Origin of the sequence: Halomonas salsilacus (assembly GCF_051216275.1) — a bacterium.
Classification (GTDB): Bacteria; Pseudomonadota; Gammaproteobacteria; order Pseudomonadales; family Halomonadaceae; genus Halomonas.
Map to the genome: position 1 here is coordinate 26587 of NZ_JBPKAQ010000005.1, position 22945 is coordinate 49531.

General features: G+C 67.5%; 20 protein-coding genes. 4 read left to right on the forward strand and 16 right to left on the reverse strand.

What is annotated here, in order from left to right; genetic code table 11:
• Nucleotides 1-131 precede the first annotated feature (131 nt).
• Entirely contained in the window at nucleotides 132-821 is a 690-nt protein-coding gene (gene phoB / locus ACR80S_RS08855) for a phosphate regulon transcriptional regulator PhoB (RefSeq protein WP_435401101.1), read from the forward strand.
• 1 nt (nucleotide 822) lies between these two features.
• The gene (phoR, locus tag ACR80S_RS08860; RefSeq protein ID WP_435401100.1) at nucleotides 823-2139 is read left to right on the forward strand and encodes a phosphate regulon sensor histidine kinase PhoR; all 1317 of its coding nucleotides are present in this window, start codon (nucleotides 823-825) and stop codon (nucleotides 2137-2139) included.
• On the opposite strand, the gene cysZ is transcribed toward phoR, so the two are convergent.
• From cysZ to ACR80S_RS08890, 6 genes are all read right to left on the reverse strand, one after another.
• On the reverse strand, nucleotides 2125-2856 hold the full coding sequence (gene cysZ / locus ACR80S_RS08865; RefSeq protein WP_435403036.1) for a sulfate transporter CysZ: 732 nt from the start codon (nucleotides 2854-2856) through the stop codon (nucleotides 2125-2127). The two genes, phoR and cysZ, sit on opposite strands and share 15 nt — an antisense overlap.
• 81 nt (nucleotides 2857-2937) lie before the next feature.
• Nucleotides 2938-3666, reverse strand: coding sequence for a phosphate signaling complex protein PhoU (gene phoU / locus ACR80S_RS08870; protein WP_435401098.1), 729 nt, complete (start codon nucleotides 3664-3666; stop codon nucleotides 2938-2940).
• Nucleotides 3667-3703: 37 nt separating this feature from the next.
• Entirely contained in the window at nucleotides 3704-4516 is an 813-nt protein-coding gene (gene pstB / locus ACR80S_RS08875) for a phosphate ABC transporter ATP-binding protein PstB (RefSeq protein ID WP_435403037.1), read from the reverse strand.
• A 27-nt stretch (nucleotides 4517-4543) separates the two neighbouring features.
• Entirely contained in the window at nucleotides 4544-6088 is a 1545-nt protein-coding gene (pstA, locus tag ACR80S_RS08880) for a phosphate ABC transporter permease PstA (protein ID WP_435403038.1), read from the reverse strand.
• Nucleotides 6085-7272 carry an ABC transporter permease subunit gene (locus ACR80S_RS08885; RefSeq protein WP_435401095.1) on the reverse strand — a complete coding sequence of 396 codons (1188 nt, stop codon included), beginning with the start codon at nucleotides 7270-7272 and terminating at the stop codon, nucleotides 6085-6087. The genes pstA and ACR80S_RS08885 overlap by 4 nt, the downstream gene beginning before the upstream one ends.
• A 75-nt stretch (nucleotides 7273-7347) precedes the next feature.
• A complete protein-coding gene (locus tag ACR80S_RS08890; protein ID WP_435403039.1) occupies nucleotides 7348-8265 on the reverse strand; it encodes a PstS family phosphate ABC transporter substrate-binding protein in 918 nt (305 codons plus the stop codon).
• A gap of 194 nt (nucleotides 8266-8459) precedes the next feature.
• On the opposite strand from ACR80S_RS08890, the gene ACR80S_RS08895 reads away from it, so the two are divergent.
• Nucleotides 8460-8861, forward strand: coding sequence for an acyl-CoA thioesterase (locus ACR80S_RS08895; protein ID WP_435401093.1), 402 nt, complete (start codon nucleotides 8460-8462; stop codon nucleotides 8859-8861).
• 81 nt (nucleotides 8862-8942) lie between these two features.
• Here the strand turns inward: ACR80S_RS08895 and ACR80S_RS08900 are convergent, their stop codons facing one another.
• The 3 genes from ACR80S_RS08900 to hexR all read right to left on the reverse strand — a co-directional run bounded on the left by ACR80S_RS08900 (nucleotide 8943) and on the right by hexR (nucleotide 13360).
• Nucleotides 8943-10043 carry a TRAP transporter substrate-binding protein gene (locus ACR80S_RS08900; protein ID WP_435401092.1) on the reverse strand — a complete coding sequence of 367 codons (1101 nt, stop codon included), beginning with the start codon at nucleotides 10041-10043 and terminating at the stop codon, nucleotides 8943-8945.
• A gap of 151 nt (nucleotides 10044-10194) precedes the next feature.
• Nucleotides 10195-12399: a DNA helicase II gene (gene uvrD, locus ACR80S_RS08905; protein WP_435401091.1), complete on the reverse strand. Its 2205-nt coding sequence runs from the start codon at nucleotides 12397-12399 to the stop codon at nucleotides 10195-10197.
• A gap of 106 nt (nucleotides 12400-12505) precedes the next feature.
• Entirely contained in the window at nucleotides 12506-13360 is an 855-nt protein-coding gene (hexR, locus tag ACR80S_RS08910; protein WP_435401090.1) for a transcriptional regulator HexR, read from the reverse strand.
• Between the two features lie 228 nt (nucleotides 13361-13588).
• Here hexR and ACR80S_RS08915 point away from each other — a divergent pair, with 228 nt between their 5' ends.
• Entirely contained in the window at nucleotides 13589-13798 is a 210-nt protein-coding gene (locus tag ACR80S_RS08915) for a PA3496 family putative envelope integrity protein (protein ID WP_435401089.1), read from the forward strand.
• A gap of 92 nt (nucleotides 13799-13890) precedes the next feature.
• Here the strand turns inward: ACR80S_RS08915 and ACR80S_RS08920 are convergent, their stop codons facing one another.
• From ACR80S_RS08920 to mgtE, 7 genes are all read right to left on the reverse strand, one after another.
• Nucleotides 13891-15234, reverse strand: coding sequence for a sodium-dependent transporter (locus tag ACR80S_RS08920; protein ID WP_435401088.1), 1344 nt, complete (start codon nucleotides 15232-15234; stop codon nucleotides 13891-13893).
• Between the two features lie 226 nt (nucleotides 15235-15460).
• Entirely contained in the window at nucleotides 15461-16282 is an 822-nt protein-coding gene (locus ACR80S_RS08925; RefSeq protein WP_435401132.1) for a DUF72 domain-containing protein, read from the reverse strand.
• Nucleotides 16283-16323: 41 nt separating this feature from the next.
• Nucleotides 16324-18159 (reverse strand): glutamine--fructose-6-phosphate transaminase (isomerizing), encoded by a 1836-nt coding sequence (glmS, locus tag ACR80S_RS08930; protein WP_435401087.1) that lies wholly within the window; start codon nucleotides 18157-18159, stop codon nucleotides 16324-16326.
• An 11-nt stretch (nucleotides 18160-18170) separates the two neighbouring features.
• Nucleotides 18171-19532, reverse strand: coding sequence for a bifunctional UDP-N-acetylglucosamine diphosphorylase/glucosamine-1-phosphate N-acetyltransferase GlmU (gene glmU / locus ACR80S_RS08935; RefSeq protein ID WP_435401131.1), 1362 nt, complete (start codon nucleotides 19530-19532; stop codon nucleotides 18171-18173).
• Nucleotides 19533-19592: 60 nt separating this feature from the next.
• A complete protein-coding gene (locus ACR80S_RS08940) occupies nucleotides 19593-20675 on the reverse strand; it encodes an FAD:protein FMN transferase (protein ID WP_435401086.1) in 1083 nt (360 codons plus the stop codon).
• A 37-nt stretch (nucleotides 20676-20712) separates the two neighbouring features.
• Complete coding sequence (locus tag ACR80S_RS08945; protein ID WP_435401085.1) at nucleotides 20713-21513, reverse strand: undecaprenyl-diphosphate phosphatase; 801 nt, start codon at nucleotides 21511-21513, stop codon at nucleotides 20713-20715.
• Between the two features lies 1 nt (nucleotide 21514).
• On the reverse strand, nucleotides 21515-22888 hold the full coding sequence (mgtE, locus tag ACR80S_RS08950) for a magnesium transporter (RefSeq protein WP_435403040.1): 1374 nt from the start codon (nucleotides 22886-22888) through the stop codon (nucleotides 21515-21517).
• Nucleotides 22889-22945 lie beyond the last annotated feature (57 nt).

Consider the following 22945-nt stretch of genomic DNA (forward strand, 5'->3'; position numbering starts at 1 on the left):
GGCTGCCTCTCGGGCGTCTCGCCCATGTCTGGGCACGCCCCCTGCCGCGGTCGCCAGGCGTGATTGTCATGCGAGTGTCATACTGACGTGGTGATATCGTCATCGATTCATCACTGCTCCGAGGCTTCCGGATGACCGCCAAGACCGTTCTGATCGTCGATGATGAGGCGCCGATCCGCGAGATGATCGCGGTGGCACTGGAGATGGCCGACTACCGCGTGCTCGAGGCGGACAGCGCCCAGGACGCCCACGCCATGATCGTCGACCACCAGCCCGACCTGGTGCTGCTTGACTGGATGATGCCGGGCACCAGCGGCATCGAACTGGCCCGCCGCCTGAAGCGCGAACCGACCACCGCCGAGCTGCCGATCATCATGCTCACCGCCAAGGGCGAGGAGGACAACAAGATCCAGGGACTCGAGGCCGGTGCCGACGACTACATTACCAAGCCCTTCTCGCCCCGCGAGTTGGTCGCCCGCCTCAAGGCGGTGCTGCGACGCGCCACGCCCCAGGGCATCGAGGAGGCCGTGGAGGTGGACGGCCTGCTTCTCGACCCGGTAAGCCACCGGGTCAGCGCCAGCGGCAAGGCCGTGGAGATGGGCCCCACCGAGTATCGCCTGCTGCAGTTCTTCATGACCCACCAGGAACGCGCCTACACCCGCAGCCAGTTGCTGGATCAGGTCTGGGGGGGCAATGTCTACGTGGAGGAGCGCACCGTGGACGTCCATATCCGTCGCCTGCGCAAGGCGCTGGGTGACCGTCACCAGCACCTGGTACAGACGGTGCGTGGCACCGGCTACCGGTTCTCCGCCAAGGGCTGACGTGGGCCTCTGGAAGCGGGAACTGTGGCGTTTCATCCTGCTGGCCGGCAGTGGCCTGCTGATCGGCTGGCTGGTTTCCCATACCTGGGAGGGTCTGGCCGTCGGCCTGGCCGCTTGTCTGGCCTTTCATCTGCGCCAGCTCTACCGCCTCCACCGCTGGCTGACCCTCACGCCCCAGGACGCTCCGCCTGCCACCACGGGCGTGTGGGGCGAGCTGTTCGACCGCCTCTACCGCTACCAGAAGGGGCAGCGCCACACCCAGGAGCGGCTGCTGGGCATCATCAAGCGCATCCAGGAGTCCTCCGAGGCGATGCGCGACAGCGTGGTGATGCTCGACCGCCACGGTGACCTGGAGTGGTGGAACAGCGCCGCGGAACGCATGCTGGGACTGCGCACCGCCCATGATCGCGGCCACCACATCACCAACCTGCTGCGCGACCCACGCTTCATCGACTATTTCCACGCCCGCGACTACCGCGAACCGTTGACCCTGCCCTCGCCCATCGACGAGCAGATGGTGCTGCAGTTCCAGATCACCCTCTACGGCGACGATGAGCGGCTGCTGATGGCTCGCGACATCACCCGCCTGCACCGCCTGGAGGAGATGCGCCGCGACTTCGTGGCCAATGTCTCCCACGAGCTGCGGACCCCCCTCACCGTGCTGGCCGGCTACCTCGAGACCTACGCCACCTACGCCGACCAGCTGCCGCAGCGCTTCGCCCGGGGGCTGCCCCGGATGCAGGAGCAGACCAGCCGCATGCAGAACCTGGTGAGCGATCTGCTGCTGCTGTCGCGGTTGGAGATCGACCGAGGCGGCCAGGACCACGCTCCCCTGGCCATGGATACCCTGCTGGCGAGCGTGCACCGCGACGCCACGGCACTCTCCGCCGGCCGCCACACCATCGAGGTGGAACTGGTGGAGCCCAAGGCGCTGCTCGGCAGCGAACAGGAGATCCGCAGCGCCCTCTCCAACCTGGCCTTCAACGCGGTGCGCTACACCCCCGAGGGCAGCCGTATCGTACTGCGCTGGCTACCCAGGGGAGACGGCGCCAGCCTGGAGGTGGAGGATAACGGCATGGGCATCGACCCGGTGCACCTGCCACGGCTCACCGAGCGCTTCTATCGGGTCGACAAGGGGCGCAGCGCCGCCACTGGCGGCACAGGGCTCGGCCTGGCCATCGTCAAGCACGTGCTGCTGCGCCACGACGCCCGCCTGGAGATCGACTCCCACCCCGGCCGGGGCGCCCGCTTCCGCTGCCTGTTTCCCGCCGAGCGACTCAGGGCTGAGACCGCCGAGAAGGCCTCAGCGGGGCGCTGAGACCGCCAGCTCCCGGTAGTGCTGGTTCCACATCAGCACCGCCGCGGAAACGGCACCCGGCAGCAGAAAGAGGTTGGCCAGCGGGATCCAGGTCACCAGGGTCACGCAGCCACCGAAGGTGAGGCTCTGCCACCAGCGGGCGCGCAGGCGCCTTCGCATGTCGGCGAAGCTCACCTTGTTATTGTCCATGGGATAGTCCAGGTAGGCGATGGCCATCACCCACGCGGAGAACAGTGCCCAGAGCAGCGGGGCGAGGAGGTTGAGGCCGGGAATCCAGCTCACCACCAGCAGCAGCAGGGCCCGGGGCGCGATATAGGCCAGCTTGACCAGCTCGCGCCCCAGGGCATCCACCGCCGTCTTCATGAAACCGCGATCGTCCAGGGGGGGGCGCCCGGTCGCCGCCACCTCCACCCTGGCCGCCAGGAAGCCGTAGAAGGGCGCGGCGATCAGGTGGGTCACCAGGGTGAAGGTGAAGAAGACGATGATCACCAGGCTGATCACGAACAGCGGCCAGATCAGCCACTCCAGCCAGGCAAGCCACTCGGGCACCAGCGCCATCCAGCCCTCCAGCCAGCCGCCGAAGTTGGCCAACACCACGCGCAGTACGACGATGTAGACCAGCAGATTGACGACGATGGGCGCGAAGACATAGCGGCGCAGGCCAGGGGAGTAGGCCAGGCGGGTACCCCGGGTCAGGGCGGTCACGGCATCGAGCATGGTGATTCCTTCAGACGATACGACACAGGCCGCCGCCGAGGGCGGTGGCCTGCGTCATTGACGGCCAATCCCCGCGTCAGGTCAATCCTTGCGGGTGAGTGCCTGTTCGTCGAGGTCGTCCGGATCGGTGTGGCGGATATCGAGGCCCTTGACCAGGTAGACCACGTACTCGGCCAGGTTGTTGGCATGATCGCCGATGCGCTCCAGGGCCCGCAGGATCCACATCAGGTTGAGAATCGGCGAGATCAAGCGGGCGTCCTCCATCATGAAGGTCATCAGCGAGCGCATGGCGCTGCGGTACTCCTCGTCCACCTTCTCGTCCTCATGGACCAGCTCCAGCGCCAGCTCGATGTCGAAGCGCGCGAAGGAGGTCAGCGCATCGCGTACCATGCGGCGGACGTGCTCGCTGATCATGCGCACCTCGACGAAGCCGCGAGTACCGTTGTCGGCTTCGATCAGGTCGCCGGCGTTGCGGGCAATCTTGCTCGCCTCGTCGCCGATGCGCTCCAGGTCGGAGGCGGCGCGGATCACCGCCAGCACCAGGCGCAGATCGGAGGCCGCCGGCTGGCGGCGCGCCAGCACCTGGGTGCACTCCTCGTCGATCTTGATCTGCATGTCGTTGACCGCGCGGTCGTTCTCCACTACCCGGCGGGCCAGCTCGGAATCCCCTTCGAGGAGCGCCTCCACGGCCTCCTGGATCTGCTTCTCCACCAGACCACCCATGGCCATCAGGTGGGTCTTGAGCTCCTCGAGCTCCTGATTGAACTGCCGCGAGATATGGCGGCTGTGGATATCGCTGGTAATGTCCATGGTGCTCTCCTCCTGGGGATGGGCCTGGGGCACGCCATCAGGCCATGCGCCCGGTGATGTAGTTCTCGGTTCGCGCGAGGCGCGGATTGGTGAACAGGGTGTCGGTGGCGCCGTACTCCACCAGCTCGCCCTCGTGCAGGAAGGCGGTGTAGTCGGAAACCCGCGCCGCCTGCTGCATGTTGTGGGTGACCAGCACCAGGGTCAGCTGCGACTTCAGGTTGCGGATCAGCTCCTCGATCTTCAGCGTCGAGATCGGGTCCAGCGCCGAGGCCGGCTCGTCGAGCAGCAGCACTTCGGGGCCCACCGCCAGGGTGCGGGCGATCACCAGGCGTTGCTGCTGGCCACCGGAGAGCGCCCAGGCCGAACCCTTAAGGCGGTCCTTGACCTCGCCCCACAGGGCCGCCGACCGCAGCGCCCACTCGACGACGTCGTCCAGCTGCCGCTTGCGAATCCCGCCCTGCAGGCGCAGCCCGAAGGCCACGTTGTCGTAGATCGACATCGGAAACGGGTTCGGGACCTGGAAGACCATCCCCACCCGCCGGCGCAGTTCCGCCACCTCCACCTCCGGGGCGCGGATATCCTGCCCTTCGAGGCGAATCCTTCCGCTCAGCTGCACCTCATCGTTGAGGTCGTGTAGCCGGTTCAAGGCGCGCAGCAGCGTCGACTTTCCGCATCCCGAGGGCCCGATGAAGGCGGTGACCCGATGACGCGGAACACGCAGCGTCAGCTCACGCAGCGCCGGCGTCTCGCCGTAGGCCAGGCTCAGCCCTTCAATCTCCAGGCAGCAGGCGGCCGGGTCGAAGTCGATGATCGGGCCGCCGTCGGCCGACCGCGGCGAGAAGACGGGCATCGGGTTCACACTCCTCGGACGGTGCCACTAACCGCGCGGCAGCGCTCCATGACGCGCCCTGAGATGATGGCGCAGAAATATTGCAGTCAGGTTAAGCACCAGGATCACCAGCACCAGCAGCAGGGCGGTGGCGTAGACCAGCGGCAGGGCCGCCTGGACATCGCCGCCGTGGAAGGCCACGTCGTAGATGTGGTAGCCCAGGTGCATGAACTTCCGCTCAAGATGCAGGAAGGGGAAGTCACCGTCCACCGGCACCTGGGGCGCCAGCTTGGCGACCCCCACCAGCATCAGCGGCGCCACCTCGCCGGCCGCCCGGGCCACGGCCAGGATGACCCCGGTGAGCATGGCCGGCGCGGTCATCGGCAGCACTACCCGTGTCAGCATCTCCACTCGGGTAGCGCCCAGCGCCAGGGCCCCCTCGCGCTGGTGGTTCGGTACCCGGGCCAGCCCCTCCTCGGTGGCCACGATCACCACCGGCAGCGTCAGCAGGGCCAGGGTCAGCGAGGCCCACAGCAGCCCCCCGGTACCGAAGGTGGGCGAAGGCAGCTGGTCGGTGAAGAACCACTCGTCCAGGCTGCCGCCGATGCCGTAGACGAACACCCCCAGCCCGAACACGCCATAGACGATAGAGGGCACCCCGGCCAGGTTGCGCACCGCGATACGCACCAAATGAGTCAGGCGTCCCTGGTGGGCGACCTCGTTGAGATAGATGCCCGCCAGCACACCGAAGGGCGTTACCACCACCGACATCAGCAGCACCATCAGCACGGTGCCGAAGATCGCCGGCCACACCCCGCCGGCGCTGTTGGCGGCGCGGGGCCCCTCGGCGAGGAAGCGCCATACGCCGACTCCCCAGGCGGCGACCTTCGCCGGGGGCGACATGGCGTTGGGCCGCCAGGCACGCAGCACCTGCTCCAGTGGCTGCTCGAGGCGGCGGCCATCGACGCTTTCCAGCAGCAGCCTGCCGCCAGTGATGGCCGCCTGCAGCTCGAGGATCCGCGCAGTGGCGCGCGCCAGCTCGGCCTCGGCCTCGGCCCCGGGGTCCTGCTCCAGGCGTCTGACCAGCGGCACCACTCTCTCGTCGCGCAGGCGATCACGCTCGGACCTGAGCCCCGAGAGCGCTTCCAGGCGTGCCTGCAGCGCCGTCCAGGCGGCCTCGCCCTGGACACGCTCGCCGCCCTCCTCCAGCGCCAGCAGGCGGCCCTGAAAGGTTCCCCAGCGGGTGCGCTCCAGCACCATCAGGTCGTGGGGATGGCTCTCGGCGGCGATCTCGTCCACGGCCACCCAGCGCCAGATCTCGCCGTCCAGGTCACGGTTGCCGGTCAGGTAGAGCCGTTCGCGACCCACTGTGTTCGGGTGGCGCTCCTCGCGCACCGCCTGGCCGGCCAGCTGGCGGCCGTCTTCCAGGGTCACCAGAGTAAGGGGCGACGGCCAGAAATGCCCCATTCCCCGTACCGCCAGCAGGGACAGCAGCCCCGCGAGCATCAACAGCGAGAGGGCCACGCTGCCGGCGGTGAGCCAGGGCCAGGCCCCCTCGCCGCGGGGCAGCCGGGCGAAACCGCGACCGATCATGACCTGCCCCCCAGGCGCCGGTAGCGACTGCGCAGCCGCGCGTGGACCAGCTCCGCCAGGGTATTGACCAGGAAGGTGAAGACGAACAGCGCCAGCGCCACCAGGAACAGCAGGCGGTAGTGGATCCCGCCCGGCATCGCCTCGGGCAGCTCGATGGCGATGGTGGCGGCCATTGAGCGCATCCCCTCCAGGGGGCTAAGGGTCATCAGACCCGTGTTGCCACTGGCCATCAGCACGATCATGGTCTCGCCCAGGGCACGGCCGGCGCCAATCATCACCGCGCTGAGCACGCCGGGAGCCGCGGCCGGCAGCACCACCTTCCACAGGCTCTGCCAGCGGGTCGCGCCCAGCGCCTGGGCCCCCTCACCGAGATTCGCCGGCACGCCGGCGAGCGCGTCCTCGGCCAGGGCATAGATGCCGGGAATGACCGCGAAACCCATGGCCAGGCCGACGATCAGCGCATTGCGTGAGGCGTAGCCGAGACCGAAGTGCGCCTCCAGCCAGCCGCGCAGGTCACCGCCGAACAGCAGCGCCTCGAGCCAGGGGGAGAGCCACAACACCGACCCCACCAGCAGCGCCAGCCAGGGCATCAGCCACAGGCCTGCCCAGCCCTGGGGGAGTCGACGACGCCAGGTTGCCGGCAGCCGCCGCCAGGCCAGGCCGGCCAGCAGCATGCCCACCGGCAGGCAGATCAGTAGCGCCAGGGCACCGGTCAGGTGACGGTCCACCCAGGGCGCCAGCACCAGGCCGGCCACGAAACCCACCACCACGCCGGGCATCGCCTCCATCAGCTCCAGGGTCGGCTTGAGACGGCTGCGCAGCCTGGCCGGCATGTAGAGAGCCGAGTGGATGGCGGCTCCCAGCGCCAGCGGCACGGCGAACAGCAGCGCCCAGAAGGCGGCCTTGAGGGTGCCCCAAGCCAAGGGCTGCAGCCCGTAGTAGGGGGTCTCACCGGCCAGGGTGCCGGGCTGCCAGCGGGGCTGCCACAACTCCCGCCAGCCGACGCCCTGGCCCACCTCGAGAAACAGCGGTACCACTTCCAGGGCCAGGAAGACGCCGATGGCCAGCACCGCCACGACCACGCCGATACCACCGGCCGTGATCAGCAGGGTCGCCAGCCGGTTCCGCAGGTGCCGCCACCCCTGGTGGCGCGGCGGGTCCCTGGGCGGCAGGGGGTCGATCATGGCCACTCCAGGTCGATCATCGGCAAGGGGGATGGCAGCACGTTACGACATCCTGATGACAGTTGGGTGACAACTTCAGCGACCACCATGGCCTTCTAGCCGGTGCCACTGGCGCTCACGCTCGGCCGGAGTCAGGGGGACGAAGCCGACCTCCTCCACCACCGTCTGGCCCGCCTCGGAGAGCACCAGCTCGAGGAAGGCGCGCTCAGGCCCCGGTAGCGCCATCCCCGGCGGCCGATTCACGTAGAGGTAGAGGCTGCGCGACAGCGGATAGTCGCCGCTGCTCACCATGGCGGCACTCGGCGGGTGGAGTTCCCCGGTCTCGCTATCGCGCCGGGCGACCGCGCGCACCGCCGGCGTCAGGTGATTGAGGCCGACGTAACCGATGGCGGCGGGCTCCGCCGCCACCGCCGCCACCACCGCGGCCGAGCCGGGATGCTCGCTGACGTCGAGACGGAAGCGACCGCCACAGAGTCCTCGCAGGCGGAAGAAATCATGGGTGCCCGAGGCCACGTTGCGGCCATGCAGCGACACGCTCCCCCCCGGCAGCTCGACGCCGAGCTGTGACCACCGCTCGATGGGGCTCGCGGCGCCGCAGCGCAAGCTATTCGAGAAGAGGGCATCCAACTCGGCCAGGGTCAGGCTCTCCAGCGAATTATGACGATGCACCACCACCGCCAGGGCATCCCGGGCCACTTCCAGCTCCAGCGGCGGATAGCCATGACGCTGAGTGAAGGCCGCACGCTCGGCCTCGTGCATGGGACGCGACATGGGCCCCAGGCGGGTAGTGCCGGCGATCAGCGCCGTGGGGGCACTGGCCGAGCCGCTGGCCTGCAGCTGCAGGCGTACCGCGGGGTACTGCTCGGTCAGCGCCTCTCCCCAGCGCAGCATCAACCCCGCCAGGGTGTCGGAGCCTACCGCCCCCAGGGTACCGGCCACCTCATCGGCGTCCGCCTGGGCCAGGTCCGACAGAACCAATAGCAGCAGGGCCAACCCACACCCCCCGACCCAGCGTCTCACCGACCAGCATCGCACCGGCCTGCAAGGGCTGCGCAACCCCTGGCCGCAGGCCGAGGTACCGCGCTGGTGGGCAGCGGCCTGTGCATATACCATGGCCACCGATTCAGACATCCGTATGCCTCTTGTTGCTTACGGCCACAATAACAAGCCAGGATGATGACATCTTGATGACAGACCTCGACGAGATCCCCGCTCCCAGGGGCGATCTCACCCTGAAACTGCTGGCCAGCCGCCAGGATACCAACCTGCACGGCGATATCGCCGGCGGCTGGCTGGTGGCCCATATGGACCAGGCCGCCGAGTTGGCCGCCGGCCGTGAGGCCCATGGCCGCACCGCTACCGTGGCCATCGAGGCCATGGACTTCCTGTGTCCGGTGCGCGTGGGCTCAATGGTCAACATCTATACCACCCTGCGCGAGGTCGGCCATAGTTCGCTGCACATCGACGTGGAAGTGTGGATCCGCCAGCCCCAGGAGCGCGATCCGAAGGAGTTGCACAAGGTGACCGAGGCGAGCTTCGTGATGGTGGCCCTGGACGACAAGGGCCGCATCCGCGCCGTGCACCAGTAGCCGGTACATTCCCCCCTATGCATCGGGGGCGCCAGTTGGCGCCCCCGGTGTCGTTTCAACCGTCGCCGCCGGAGAGCGGTATCAGGCACTCAGCGCCGCACGGGCCTTGAGGTACTCGAACTCGCCGGCGTCATTGAACGGGCGGACCAGTTTCTGGAAGGCCAGGTAGGACTCGTAGGCCTTTGCCGAGTCGGGATCGCCATCGACCTGCTCCTGAATGACCTCCCGGGAAGCCTCGAAGAGCGCGGCCATGACATCCTCCGGGAAGGTGCGCAGCTGCACGCCGTGCTCGTCCACCAGCGTCTCCAGGGCCTGGGCGTTGCGGTAGGTGAACTCGCTGATCATCGCCAGGTTGGAGGCGCGGGCGGCTTCCGTGACCACCGCCTTGAGGTCGTCCGGCAGGGCGTTCCAGGCATCCAGGTTGACGGTACCCTCGAGCACGGCCGAGGGCTCGTTCCAGGGTGAGGTATAGTAGTAATCGGCCACCTGGTGCAGGCCGAAGGCCAGGTCATTGTAGGGACCGACCCAGTCCGCGGCGTCGAGCACGCCGGTCTGCATGGAGGTAAAGATCTCGGAACCCGGCATGTTCACGGTAGTGACGCCGATGCGGTTCATCGCCTCGCCGGCCAGCCCCGGCAGGCGCAGTCGAATGCCCTGCATGTCGGCCAGAGAGTTGATCTCCTTCTTGAACCAGCCGGCCATCTGCGCGCCGGTGTTGCCCACCGCGAAGGGCTTGAGGTTGTGCTTGGCGTAGATCTCGTCCCACAGCGCCTGACCACCGCCGTGGTAGAGCCAGGCGTTGGTCTCGGTGGTATTCATGCCGAAGGGCACCGCGGTGAAGAACTGTGCCGCGGCGACCTTGCCGCGCCAGTAGTAGGCGGCGGAGTGGCCCATCTCGGCGGTACCGGCGGCCACGGCGTCGAAGACCTCCAGGGCCGGCACCAGCTCACCGGCACCGTGCACACGGATGCGCATGCGGCCGTCGGAGAGTGCCTCGACGCGCTGGGCGAACTCGTTGGCCCCGGTGCCCAGCGCCGGGAAATTACGCGGCCAGGAGGTCACCATGTCCCAGGTGAGGACCTCCTGGGCCTGGGCGGTAGAAACGAAGGGGGCCGCGGCAATGCCGGCGGCACCGGCACCCAGGGTCTTCAGGCTGTTCTTGAGAAAGCGACGGCGTTGCATGAGGGCGTGACTCCGAAAGGCTTGTTGTATAGAGCCGCGCGGCATGACAACGCGCGGAGGGGTTCAAGAGCCAGTATGTGCCAAGGCCGAATTGACCCACAAGGCAGCGACATGACGGAAACGTCAACGGAAATCCGCCAAACGCCCCCGATCAGAGTGGCGTCAGCTTGGCGAAGCCGAGCACCAACCACTTGTCGCCCTCCCCCTCGAAGCTGACATGCACCCGGGCGCGCTCTCCTTCCCCCTCGGCGTTGAGGATCACGCCCTCGCCGAACACCGGGTGCCGGACCCGCTGGCCCAGTGACAGGCTGGGCAGGTCGCTGCCCCCCTGGACCGAGGTCTGGCGAAGCCCGCGAACCGGCCGGCTCGCGGTCACCGGCCGCGAGATCTGGCCGCGCAGCCGCACCTCTTCCAGGTACTGCTCGGGAATCTCGCGCAGGAAACGCGAGGCGCGCTGGAAGGTCTCCTTGCCGTGCAGGCGACGGATCTCGGCGTGGGTCAGGTAGAGCTTCTTCATGGCGCGTGTCAGGCCCACGTAGCAGAGCCGACGCTCCTCCTCCAGGCGGCCAGGTTCCTCCGCCGACATGCGGTGTGGAAAGAGCCCCTCCTCCACCCCGGCGATGAAAACCACCGGAAACTCCAGCCCCTTGGCGGCGTGCAGGGTCATCAGCTGAACGCTGTCCTCGAACTCATCCGCCTCATGCTCGCCGGCGTTGAGCGCCGCCTCGGAAAGGAAGGCCTCCAGCGCCACGGCGCCCTCTCCGGCCACGGGCGGGTCGAAGGACTCCCCCTGGGTGAAGGCGCGGGCGGCGTTGACCAGCTCCTCCAGGTTCTCGACCCGGGCCTGGCCCTTCTCGCCGCGCTCGCTGCGGTGGTGCTCGACCAGCCCCGAGGCCTCAAGGGCCTGGTCGATGATCTCATGCAGCGCCAGCCCCGCGGTGTCGTTGTCGAGCCGTTCGATCAGCTCGGCGAAGGTCGCCACGGCGCTGCCGGCACGGCCCTTGAGCGAGCCGTCGGCCAGGCCATCGTGCAGCGCCTGCCACAGCGAGACGCCCGCCTCCCGGGCCCGTACGCGCAGGATCTCCACGGTGCGGGTGCCGATGCCCCGGGCCGGCACGTTGATCACCCGCTCCAGGGAGGCGTCGTCGTCGCGGTTGAGCAGCAGGCGCAGGTAGGCCAGGGCGTTCTTGATCTCCAGGCGCTCGTAGAAGCGGTGGCCGCCGTAGATGCGGTAGGGCACGCCCTGACGAATCAGGGACTCCTCGATGACCCGGGACTGGGCGTTGGAGCGGTAGAGGATAGCAATCTCGCGGCGATTGAACCCCTCCTCGACCTTCTCCCGGATGGTGTCAACGATGAAGCGCGCCTCATCCAGGTCATTGAAACCGCTGAAGACCGAGATCGGCTCGCCCCGGGAGCCGGCGGTCCACAGCTCCTTGCCCATGCGCTCGGTGTTGTGGCTGATCAGGGCATTGGCGGCCTCGAGGATGGCGCTGGTGGAGCGATAGTTTTGCTCCAGGCGCACGGTCTTCGTCGCCGAGAACTCCCGCTCGAAGCGGCGGATGTTCTCCACCCGGGCGCCGCGCCAGCCGTAGATCGACTGGTCGTCGTCGCCCACCACGGTCATCGGCGTGCGCATGCCGGTGAGCAGCTTCAGCCAGGCGTACTGCAGGGTGTTGGTGTCCTGAAACTCGTCCACCAGCACATGGGCAAAGCGCTCCTGGTAGTGGGCCAGCAGGGCGGGGTTGTCGCGCAACAGCTCCAGGCTCCTGAGCAGCAGCTCGCCGAAGTCCACCAGGCCACCGCGCTCGCAGGTGAGCTGGTAGCGCTCGTAGAGCTCCACCATCTGCCCCAGGTAGGCGTCGCCGTGGACGTCCACCTGGTGGGGGCGCAGCCCCTCCTCCTTGCAACCGGAGATGAAGGTCTGCACCTGGCGCGGCGGGAAGCGCTCGTCATCGACGTCATGGTCCTTGATCAGGCGCTTGACCAGGCGCAGCTGGTCGTCGGAATCGATGATCTGGAAGTGCTGGGGCAGGCGGGCGTCCTGCCAGTGGGTGCGCAGCAGACGGTGGGCCGTGGAGTGGAAGGTGCCCACCCAGACGTGGCGCAGTGAGAGGCCGAGCAGCGCCTCCAGGCGGGTGCGCATCTCACGGGCCGCCTTGTTGGTGAAGGTCACGGCAAGCACGGCGTAGGGGGAGAGCCCGTCGGCCTGCATCAGCCAGGCGATGCGGTGGACCAGCACCCGGGTCTTGCCGGAGCCGGCCCCGGCCAGCACCAGCATGTTGCCCTGGGGGGCGCTGACCGCCTCGCGCTGGGCAGTGTTCAGGTGGTCGAGGATCGCCGTGACGTCGTCCATGGGGAGGGCATCGCTGCTCGGAAAATGGGCGATCAGCTTAGCATATCGCCCGCCTCTCCTCTTTCGGCTTGCACCGGCGCCCCTCGCCTTCCCGGCTCGGTGCCAGCTACTCCTCCTCGGGGTAACGCAGCGGGATCAGGCTCTTCTTCACTGTCGTGAGCTGCTCGGCCAGCTTGGGGCCGCGGGTCTTGGCCACGCCCACCGCCAGCACGTCAACCAGCACCAGGTGGGCGATGCGGGAGCTCATGGGGGTGTAGATCTCGGTGTCCTCGTGGACATCGATGTAGAGCGGTAGTGTCACCTCCTCGGCCAGCGGCGACCCGCTGGGACACAGGCCAATGACCGTGGCACCGGCCTCCCTGGCCAGGCGCACGCTGGCCACCAGCGCCCGGGTGCGGCCGGTCTGGGAGATGGCCACCACCACGTCGCCCTCCTTGAGGGTCACCGCCGACATGTTCTGCATGTGCGGGTCGGCGTAGGCCGCGGTGGAGATCTGCAGGCGGAAGAACTTGTGCTGGGCGTCGAAGGCCACCGCACCGGAAGCGCCGAAGCCGTAGAACTCCACCCGGTTGGCCATGGCCAGGGCGTTGATCGCCTGACTCAGCGCCTCGTTATCGAGGCGGTCGCGCACCGACAGCAGAGTGCCCACGGTGGAATCGAAGATGCTCTGGGCAAATTCCGCCACCGAGTCACTGTCGTTCATGGAGAACTGGGCGAACTGACTGCCGGTCGCCAGCATCTGGGCCAGCTTGAGCTTGAAGTCCTGGAAGCCGTTGCAGCCCAGGGCCCGGCAGAAGCGCACCACCGTCGGCTCGCTGACCTTGGACTCGGTGGCCAGGTCGACGATGCGCATGTGGATCACTTCCTCGGGATTACGCAGTACGAAGCGCGCCACCTTCTGCTCGGAGCGGCGGAAGTGCTCCATGCGGCGTCTCATCTCATCGAAAAGGGCGCTGCTCACTGGGAACTCCTCGAATGGGGTATCGCCCCGGGCAGTGACGATAAATGGAAAGGATGTCGTCACAGTATGCCCAAGGAGCCGGACGTTGTGCAGCGCAAGATGTCGGTACGGCCTATCGACGCCTGCGTTTACACTTCGTTGTCGCGAAAAACCCTGAACGTCATCATTCTGTCAAGTGCGATATAGTAAGAATTGCAGTGTCGCGTAGTGACCCAAGGAGAGTCGATCATGCGCAATGTCGAACGGTTAACCTCCCTGAAGAGTGAGCTCCTCGACATCTTCATGAGCATGGAAGTGGTCGAGCACGAGCAGCGCAGCCGCACCGCCGCCCAGCGCAACCTGCGGGCCCGGCGGGGCATCGAACTCCACGAGGAGTTCAAGCAGCTGTCCCGTGACATCGCCGAGCTGCCCGTGGACGAGCTCGACGAGATGCACTGACCGCGGCCCGGCGGCCGGGGTGCACCCCCTACAACGACGCGAGCCCCGCTCAAGCGGGGCTCGCCAGGCGTCTTGCCCCTTTCGATCGTCGCCTAGAGCAGGCCGGTGACGAACACCACGATCACCCCGATGGGCGCCACATAGCGCGCCACGATGTGCCACAGGCGCTCCCTGCCGCCGGCAAGGTTGAGCTCGTCGGCCACGCTGCTTCGCTCCAGGCACCAGGCCACGAACAGGATGGCGCCCAGGCCGGTCAACGGCAGCAACACCTTACTGGTGAAGGTATCCAGCAGATCGAAGATGTTCATGCCGAAGATCAGGAAGCCCTCCCAGACGTTGAACGACATCAGCGCCGCGATGCCCAGCGCCCATACCGCCACGCCACCCACCAGGGTCGCCGCCACGCGGGAGAGCGGGGTGCGCTCCTCCACCAGTTCCACCACCGGCTCCAGCAGCGAGATCGCCGAGGTCAGCGCGGCGAAGGTGAGCAGCAGGAAGAACATCAGGCCGAGGAGGGTGCCGCCGGTCATGTTGCCGAAGGCCACCGGCAGGCTGACGAAGATCAGGCCGGGCCCCTCACCGGGGCTCATGCCGTTGGCGAAGACGATGGGGAAGATCGCCATGCCCGCCAGCAGAGCGATGACCGTATCCAGGATGATTACGGTGCGGGCGGTGCTGATGAGGTTGACCTCCTCGCCCAGGTAGGAGCCGTAGGCCATCATGATGCCCATGCCCAGCGACAGGGTGAAGAAGGCTTGTCCCATGGCCGCCAGCACCACGCCACCGGTCACCGCGCTCCAGTCGGGACGGAACATGAAGGCCAGCGCCTCGCCGAAGTGTCCGGTGGTCATACCGTAGCCGACCAGCACAAGCATCAGGATGACCAGGGCCGGCATCATGGTTCGCACGGCGCCCTCGAGCCCCTTGGTAACGCCACGCGCAACGATGAAGATCACCAGCGCCATGAAGGCGGTGTGCCACAGGGTCAGGGTGACGGGGCTGCCCAGCAGGCCGCCAAAGAGGGCGCCGATGCCGTCGGCGTCCTGTTCTGTGAAGGCGCCGGTCACCGAACTCAATGTATAGGAGAGCGACCAGCCACCGATCACGCTGTAGAAGGAGAGGATCAGGAAGGCCGCCAGCACGCCGCTGGCACCGACCAGGGCCCACGCCGGCAGCCTGCCGTGCTTGCGGGCCAGATCGGCCATGGCGTTGATGGGGTTCTCCTGGCCGCGGCGGCCAATCAGCCATTCGGCCACCAGGATCGGCAAGCCCACCAGGGCCACACAGGCCAGGTAGATGAGCACGAAGGCCGCGCCCCCGCTGTCGCCCACCATGTAGGAAAAACGCCAGATATTGCCCAGTCCCACCGCAGAGCCCGCGGCGGCGAGCACGAAGGTCATCTTCGACGACCACTGTGCATGCACGAGTTTAGACATGATTCACCCTGAGTGTACGTGTCGCCATCGGCCGGTCCGGCGCGATGACGGCTTGTGCTTGTCATTGCCACGTCGAGGACACCATGGATCGCATGGCGCCTTCCAGTGCATGACAGGATCCAGCAGGATCACTGCCGTTGCGGGGCGTAAAACTATCCGATCAAACGCTGGATGACCAGTCGAAGCTGACCCGTCAGACCGCTGGGCTGCCATGAATCACGGGGCGTCAGAAGAGGGCCGTCTGTGCCTCGCCCGGGAAGTCCGTCAGGGACGGCAAGGAGCACGCCTCGGCGAGCCGTGCATGGAGGGATCTCGCCAGTTCCGGCGCCTGGCGGTTGTCCGGTGTATGCACCATTAGATAAGGAGTTTTCCCCTGTTTTATCCACAGGGCAAGCCTCGGAATCCAGTCGCCAAAATAGCGTTCGTTGATCACCGGATCGAGATGGCCGATAAAGCGCACCAGCGGCCGATCTGCCGTGGAAAGCACGTGTAAAGGCCGTCTTGGCTTTTCCCGTTGGGCCTTGAGCAGGCCGGGATGATCGCCGGAGGAGGTCGAGAAGAGCGGACGGGCGTCGAGCATCACCCGGTCGACGCCGTGACTTATCAACAATCTGTTGAGGGCGATCTCAGCCGCTCCCTTGTGGAAGAATTCACTGTGGCGTACCTCCACCGCACAGGGAATTTCCGTAGGCCATCGGCCAAGCAGGGATTCCAGCCGCGGCAGCTCCTCTACGCCAAAATCCCGAGGCAGCTGGACCATCATCGGCCCTAGCCGATCATGCAGCGGAGCCATCGCCGCCAGGAAGCCATCCAGCGCCGCCTCGATGCCTGCCAGGCGGCGCTCGTGGGTCAGCGCCGCCGGCAGCTTGAAGCAGAAGCGGAAATCCGCCGGTACCTGGCGTGCCCAGGTGGCCACTGTCTCGGCGCGGGGGGCGCCGCTGTAGAAGGTAGTGTTGCCCTCCACGCTGTTGAACACCCGGGCATACTCCTCCAGCCCACCGCCATGGGGCGGATAGAGGTTGCCGCGCCAGTCTGGGTTGGCCCACATGGGCAACCCCAGGTGCAGGCGCGGCGTCCCGGCGGTCGGGGTCACTCCACCGTCACGCTCTTGGCCAGGTTGCGCGGCTGGTCCACGTCGGTGCCCTTGAGCACCGCCACATGGTAGCTGAGCAGCTGCAGCGGCAGGGTGTAGAGGATCGGCGCCAGGGCCTCGTGCACATGGGGCAGGTGAAGCACATGCACGCCCTCCTCCTCGGCCATCGCCACCTCCTCGTCGGCGAAGACGAACAGCTCCCCGCCGCGGGCGCGCACCTCCTGAAGGTTGGACTTGAGCTTGTCGAGCAACTCGTCGTTGGGGGCCACGGAGACGACCGGCATCTCGCTGTCCACCAGCGCCAGGGGGCCATGCTTGAGCTCCCCGGCCGGGTAGGCCTCGGCGTGGATATAGGAGATCTCCTTGAGCTTGAGCGCGCCTTCCAGGGCGATGGGGAAGTGCGCCCCGCGGCCCAGGAAGAGGGCGTGGTGCTTCTCGGCGAAGGCCATGGAGAGCGCCTCGATCTCGGGATCCAGCGCCAGCACCCGCGCCACCAGCCGCGGCAGGCCGCGCAGGGCCGTTACCAGTTCAGCCTGGATGGCCTCGTCGAGCCCCTTCACTCGGCCCAGCGCCAGGGTAAAAAGCATCAGGGCGGTGAGCTGGGTGGTGAAGGCCTTGGTGGAGGCCACGCCGATCTCGGGACCCGCCTGGGTCATCAGGGTGAGGTCGGACTCGCGCACCAGGGAGCTGCCCGGCACGTTGCAGATGGCCAGGCTGGCCAGGTAGCCCCGCGCCCGGGCGAAGCGCAGTGCCGCCAGGGTGTCGGCGGTCTCGCCGGACTGGGAGAGGGTGACGAACAACGTGCCCTCGGGCACCACCACCTGGCGGTAGCGGTACTCGGAGGCCACCTCCACCTGTACCGGGACCCCGGCGAAGCGCTCCAGCCAATAGCGGGCCACCATGCCAGCATGATAGCTGGTGCCGCAGGCGACGATGTGGACCTGGCGGACGCGACCGAACAGTTCCTCGGCGTCGGGGCCGAAGCTCTCCACCAGCACCGAGCGCTCGCCCAGGCGGCCCTCGAGGGCCGCCGCGATCACCGCCGGCTGCTCATGGATCTCCTTGAGCATGAAGTGGCGGTAGTCGCCCTTGCTGGCCGCGCCGTCGCCGTGCTCGAAGGTCTGCACCTCGCGCTCCACCGGGGTGCCGGCGGCATCGAAGACCTCGATGCGGCCACCGCCGGAGAGGCGCACCATGTCGCCCTCCTCCAGGTAGATGAAGCGGTCGGTGACCTGCAGCAGCGCCAGCGGGTCGGAGCCCAGGAAGGCCTCGCCGATGCCCACGCCCACCACCAGCGGGCTGCCCTTGCGGGCGCCGATGATCACGTCGGGCTCGTCGGCGCTGACCACCCCCAGGGCATAGGCGCCCTCGAGCCGAGCCAGCACGCGGCGCACCGCGGCCCGCAGGTCACCCGCCTCGCGGCTCTCTTGCGCCAGCAGGTGGGCCACCACCTCGGTATCGGTCTCGGAGGTGAAGTCGTAACCCGCCGCCTTGAGCTCCCGGCGCAGGGTTTCGTGGTTCTCAATGATGCCGTTGTGAACCACCGCCAGCCGCTCACCGGACTGGTGGGGGTGGGCGTTGGCCTCGCTGGGACGACCGTGGGTGGCCCAGCGGGTATGGGCGATGCCGCAGCGCCCCGGCAGCGGCTCGGCCGCCAGGCGGTCGGCCAGGGCGGCCACCTTGCCCACCGCACGGCGGCGCTTCAGCTGCCCTTCCGGCGAGAGCACCGCCATGCCGGCGGAGTCATAGCCGCGATACTCTAGCCGTTTCAGCCCCTCGAGGAGGATGCCCTCCACGTTGCGCTCGGCAACGGCCCCGACGATTCCACACATGGTGACTCTCCTTAGCTGTTCTTGCTGGGGCGCGGCCAGTCGGCCTTGCTGACCTGGCGGCCGCGGGATACGGCCAGGGCGTTGTCCGCCACGTCCTTGCTGATGGTGGAGCCGGCGCCCACGGTAGCGTTGCTGCCCACGCTCACCGGGGCCACCAGGGCCGTGTTGGAGCCGATGAAGGCGCCATCGCCGATCTCGGTGAGGTGCTTGTGGGCACCGTCATAGTTGCAGGTGATGGTGCCCGCGCCAACGTTGACGTCGCGGCCCAGACGGGCATCGCCCACGTAGCTCAGGTGGTTGATCTTGCTGCCTTCGCCCACCTCGGTGTTCTTGGTTTCGACGAAGTTTCCGACCTTCGCGCCCACCGCCAGGCGGGTGCCGGGGCGCAGGCGCGCGAAGGGCCCGACCCGTCCACGCCCGGCGATGACCGCGCCCTCGATCACGCTGTGGGATTCGATCACCGTCTCGGCGCCGATATGGCTATCGCGGATCACGCAGTGGGGACCGATGCGCACCCCTTCGCCGAGCTCCACCTCGCCCTCGAAGACGCAGCCCACGTCAATCTCCACGTCGTGGCCGCAGCTCAGGCTCCCGCGGATATCGATCCGCGCCGGGTCGAGGAGTGCCACGCCCTCGGCCATCAGCCGCTCGGCGATGGCGAACTGGTGGGCACGCTCCAGGCGTGCCATCTGGGCCCGGTTGTTGACCCCCTCCACCTCGAGCGGGTCGGTCGGCTGGACGGTGACGATTTCCACCCCCTCGGCGGCGGCCATGGCGATGATGTCGGTCAGGTAATACTCGCCCTGGACGTTGTCGGCGGAGAGGCTGGGCAGCCAGCGGCGCAGCTGAGCGGCGGTCATGGCCATGATGCCGGTATTGCACTCGTCGACCGCCCGCTCGCTCTCGGAGGCATCCTTGTGTTCGACGATGGCCACCGCCTGCCCTTCGTCGTTGCGCAGGATTCGCCCGTAGCCGGTGGGATCCTCCAGGGTCACCGTCAGCAGCCCCAGGTGGTCGTCATCGACGCCTTTCAGTAGCCCCGTCAGGGTCTCGCGGCGAATCAGCGGCACGTCGCCGTAGAGCACCAGCACCTTGCCCTCGCCGAGGCCGTCGAGGGCCTGGGCCACGGCGTGGCCGGTGCCCTTCTGCTCGGCCTGTAGTGCGTAGCGGACCTCGCAATCGGCCAGCGCCTCGCGAACCCGCTCCGCACCGTGCCCCACCACCACGTGGGTGCGCTCGGCACACAGGCCACTCGCGGTATCGATCACGTGGCGTACCATCGGTTTGCCGGCCAGGCGGTGCAGCACCTTGGGCAGGGTCGAGCGCATGCGGGTCCCCTGACCCGCCGCGAGAATTACCACATCCAGCGTCATCATGACTCCTTGTCCAGGTTCGTCGATCTCTAGATTCCAGGGCTCGGTACATTCTAGGACTCAGTGGACCTCCAGGCCCAGTTCCGCCACCCGCGCCTCGCCGAAGGCGTCGACGAAGGCGGGGCTGACCCGGCTCGTCCAGCCGCCCTCCTCCTCGCGGACGATCATCAACACGCTGAGCTCCTGCTCCCGTGCCAGGGCCATGCCCTCTTCCTCGCCGAGGACCATCAGCGCCGTGGCCCAGGCATCCGCCCAGGCGTTGGAGGGATGCAGCACGCTGACCGAGGCCAGGCGGTGCGTGATCGGCCAGCCGCTGCGCGGATCGAGAGTGTGGGAGAAGCGCTGCCCCTCTTCCTCGAAATAGTTGCGGTAGTCGCCGGAGGTGGCCAGGGAGATGTCGCCGATTGGCAGCACGTACTGGGCCTCCTGGCGGTCGTCCAGCGGCGCCTCCACGCCAATGCGCCAGCGCTCGGCCTCGCCATCGGCTCCTTCGCTGGCATCACGATAGCCACGAGCGATCAGGTCGCCGCCCAGGTTGACCAGATAATGCGCGACGCCCTCGCGATCGAGGAAGGCCGCGACCCGGTCGGTGGCATGGCCCTTGGCCACCCCGCCCAGGTCGATGAAGACATCCCGCGTGCGGCGCGCCTGCAGACCGTCCGGATCGAGCTCCAGCGCATCAACCCCGATGATCTCCAGTCGCTCGGCCAGACGTTCATTATCGGGGATCTCCCGGGGGCGCGCCTCGGCGCCGAAGCTCCACAGGTTGACCAGCCCACCAACGGTCACATCGAAGGCGCCATCGCTCTGGTCGGCCACCGCCTGGCTGATCGCCAGCACTTCCATCAGTTCGTCGGAGAGGGGCTGCCATTCGCCCACGGGCAGCTGGTTGAAGGCCGAGAGCTCCGAGTCGTCGATATAGGTCGACATGGAGAGATCCACCGCCTCGAGCACCTCGAGGATGCCCTCCTCCAGCGCCCGGGCCTGGCCCTGGGTCAGGGGGTCGGCGATGGTCACCTGGTAGAAGCTGCCAAACACGGCACCCTCGAAGCGCACCGGCGAGTCCAGGGGACGGTCGCGCTCCGAGCAGCCGGCCAGCAGCAGTACGAGGCAGAGAAACAGCAGGGAAGCCGGGGCTTTCATGATGCAGGCACTCTCCATGAGGAAAGGGGTAACAGGTCTACCAGAATAGCCACAGCAGCCACGCGCCTAGCAACAAGCGATAGACCACGAAGGGCTGCATGCCGACGCGCTTGATGAAGATCAGAAAATAATGGATGCAGAGGTAGGCGCTGATACCGGACAGGACTGCTCCCACGACTACGGTCGACCAGTCCACCTCGTGGGCTTCGCGGATCAGGCCAACGATCTCGAGCCCGCCGGCCAGGGCGATCACCGGGATAGAAAGGAGGAAGGAGAAGCGCGCCGCGCCCTCCCGGCTCATGCCCAGCAGCAACGCCGCGGTGATGGTGATGCCGGAGCGCGAGGTGCCCGGAATCAGCGCCAGAACCTGGGCGCCACCGATAAAGAGCACATCCTTGAGACCCAGCTGGTACTCGCTGCGCCCGTCGTGGCGGCGGCGCCAGTCCGCATAGCCCAGCACCAGGCCGAAGCCGATTAGGCTCACGCCGATGATGATCGGCGAGCGCATGCCCAGCGCGACGACATCACGGAAGGCGAAACCGATGACGCAGACCGGCACAGTGGCCAACAGCACCCACCAGCCGAGCCTGGCGTCCTGGTCCATACCGCCCCCGCGCAGCGAGCCGGCCCAGCTGATACTCATGCGAATCAGTTCGTGGCGAAAATAGAGGATGACAGCCGCCAGGCTGCCGATATGCAGCGCCACGTCGAAGGCCAGGCCCTGGTCCTCCCAGGCGGTCAACACCGGCACCAGGATCAGGTGGGCGGAGCTGGAAATGGGCAGAAACTCGGTGAGACCCTGCACAATGGAGAGTACGGCAACCTGCAGCCAGTCCATGCTAGACCCCCGCCAGAATTGCCGTGGCGATGCTGAAATAGATCAGTACCCCCGAGGCGTCGATCAGGGTAGTCACCAGCGGCGCCGAGGCGGTGGCCGGGTCCCAGCCCAGGCGGTCGAGCAGGAAGGGCAGGCACATGCCCAGCAGGCTGCCGAACAGCACGATGATCACCATGCTCATGGCCACCACTATGGCCACCGCCTCGCCGCCGCGCATCACCCCGATGGGAGCCACCGCCAGCGCCATGGTCAGGCCCAGCGACCCGGCCACCAGTAATTCGCGACCCAGCAGGGTCCCCCAGTCCTTGACTCCGACATCGCCGGTTGCCATCCCGCGCACCATCAGCGTGGCGGCCTGGGCACCGGCGTTGCCGCCGCTGCCGATCAGCAGCGGCAGGAAGAACACCAGCGCCACCTGGGCGGCGATGGTCTCCTCGAAGTAGGCGATACCGGCGCCAGAGAAGAGGTTGGCGAACACCAGCAGCACCAGCCAGGTCACTCGTTTGCGGTAGAGGCTCCAGAGTGGCACCCGGCTGACCCCATCCTCCAGGGCGCCGATGGACATCCCCTTGTGGAAATCCTCGGTGGCTTCCGACTCGGCCACGTCCATGGCGTCGTCGTGGGTGACGATGCCCACCAGCCGCTCGTCGGCATCCAGCACCGGCAGCGCCAGCAGGTCATAGCGGGCCACCACCCGGGCGACCTCCTCCTGCTCCTCGTCGACCGCCATGCTGATCACGTCCTTGATCATGATGTCGTCGACCTTCGCCCCAGGGCGCGCCACCATCAGCTGGCGCAGCGACAGGGTGCCGGCCAGGCGACCCTCGGCGTCAATGATGTAGAGCTGATAGACCGTCTCGGCGTCGGGGGCCGTCTGGCGAACCCGCATCATCGCCTGGGAGACGGTCATGCCGGTGGGGATGGCCACATAGTCCGAGGTCATGATCGCCCCGGCGGTGCCCTCCTCGTAGCTGGCCAGGCGCTTGAGGTCCTCGCGCTCCTGGTGCGCCATGCGCCTCAACAGCGCCTCGCGCCGGTCCTCGCCGAGCAGGTTGAAGAGGTCGGCGCGTTCGTCGGAGCCCATCTCCTCGAGCAGCGAGAGCAGCGTTTCGTCGGACATGGCCGCGGTGATCTCGACCTGCTCCTCACCTGGTAGATAACCCAGCACGTTGGCCCGCCGCTCCAGTGGCAGGCGTTCGAGCAGGCCCATGGCCACCGGCAGATCGTCGTCCTCCTCGAGGATCTCCTCGAGAATCTCGGCGATGTCCGCGGAACGCAGCTCCGACAGCATCTCGCCGAGGCGCTCGTGGGCCTCCTCGGCGAAGGCCGACACCAGCGCCTCCTTCTGTTCCTGCAGGCTATCGTTGAGTGACATGGCATCCTCCTGACGCCGTGGGCGCAGAGATGGGTGAGCGGAACCATCGGCGCGGGG

Coding starts and splice junctions, on each gene's coding strand:
- pstB (WP_435403037.1), bottom strand. CDS start 4,516: ATGCCCGTCTTCTCGCCGCGGTCGGCCGACGGCGGCCCGATCATCGAC.
- ACR80S_RS08940 (WP_435401086.1), bottom strand. CDS start 20,675: ATGAAAGCCCCGGCTTCCCTGCTGTTTCTCTGCCTCGTACTGCTGCTG.
- phoB (WP_435401101.1), top strand. CDS start 132: ATGACCGCCAAGACCGTTCTGATCGTCGATGATGAGGCGCCGATCCGC.
- ACR80S_RS08900 (WP_435401092.1), bottom strand. CDS start 10,043: ATGCAACGCCGTCGCTTTCTCAAGAACAGCCTGAAGACCCTGGGTGCC.
- phoU (WP_435401098.1), bottom strand. CDS start 3,666: ATGGACATTACCAGCGATATCCACAGCCGCCATATCTCGCGGCAGTTC.
- ACR80S_RS08945 (WP_435401085.1), bottom strand. CDS start 21,513: ATGGACTGGCTGCAGGTTGCCGTACTCTCCATTGTGCAGGGTCTCACC.
- ACR80S_RS08895 (WP_435401093.1), top strand. CDS start 8,460: ATGACAGACCTCGACGAGATCCCCGCTCCCAGGGGCGATCTCACCCTG.
- cysZ (WP_435403036.1), bottom strand. CDS start 2,856: ATGCTCGATGCCGTGACCGCCCTGACCCGGGGTACCCGCCTGGCCTAC.
- ACR80S_RS08925 (WP_435401132.1), bottom strand. CDS start 16,282: ATGTGGGCCAACCCAGACTGGCGCGGCAACCTCTATCCGCCCCATGGC.
- mgtE (WP_435403040.1), bottom strand. CDS start 22,888: ATGTCACTCAACGATAGCCTGCAGGAACAGAAGGAGGCGCTGGTGTCG.
- glmS (WP_435401087.1), bottom strand. CDS start 18,159: ATGTGTGGAATCGTCGGGGCCGTTGCCGAGCGCAACGTGGAGGGCATC.
- uvrD (WP_435401091.1), bottom strand. CDS start 12,399: ATGGACGACGTCACGGCGATCCTCGACCACCTGAACACTGCCCAGCGC.
- ACR80S_RS08885 (WP_435401095.1), bottom strand. CDS start 7,272: ATGATCGACCCCCTGCCGCCCAGGGACCCGCCGCGCCACCAGGGGTGG.
- ACR80S_RS08920 (WP_435401088.1), bottom strand. CDS start 15,234: ATGTCTAAACTCGTGCATGCACAGTGGTCGTCGAAGATGACCTTCGTG.
- pstA (WP_435403038.1), bottom strand. CDS start 6,088: ATGATCGGTCGCGGTTTCGCCCGGCTGCCCCGCGGCGAGGGGGCCTGG.
- ACR80S_RS08915 (WP_435401089.1), top strand. CDS start 13,589: ATGCGCAATGTCGAACGGTTAACCTCCCTGAAGAGTGAGCTCCTCGAC.
- glmU (WP_435401131.1), bottom strand. CDS start 19,532: ATGACGCTGGATGTGGTAATTCTCGCGGCGGGTCAGGGGACCCGCATG.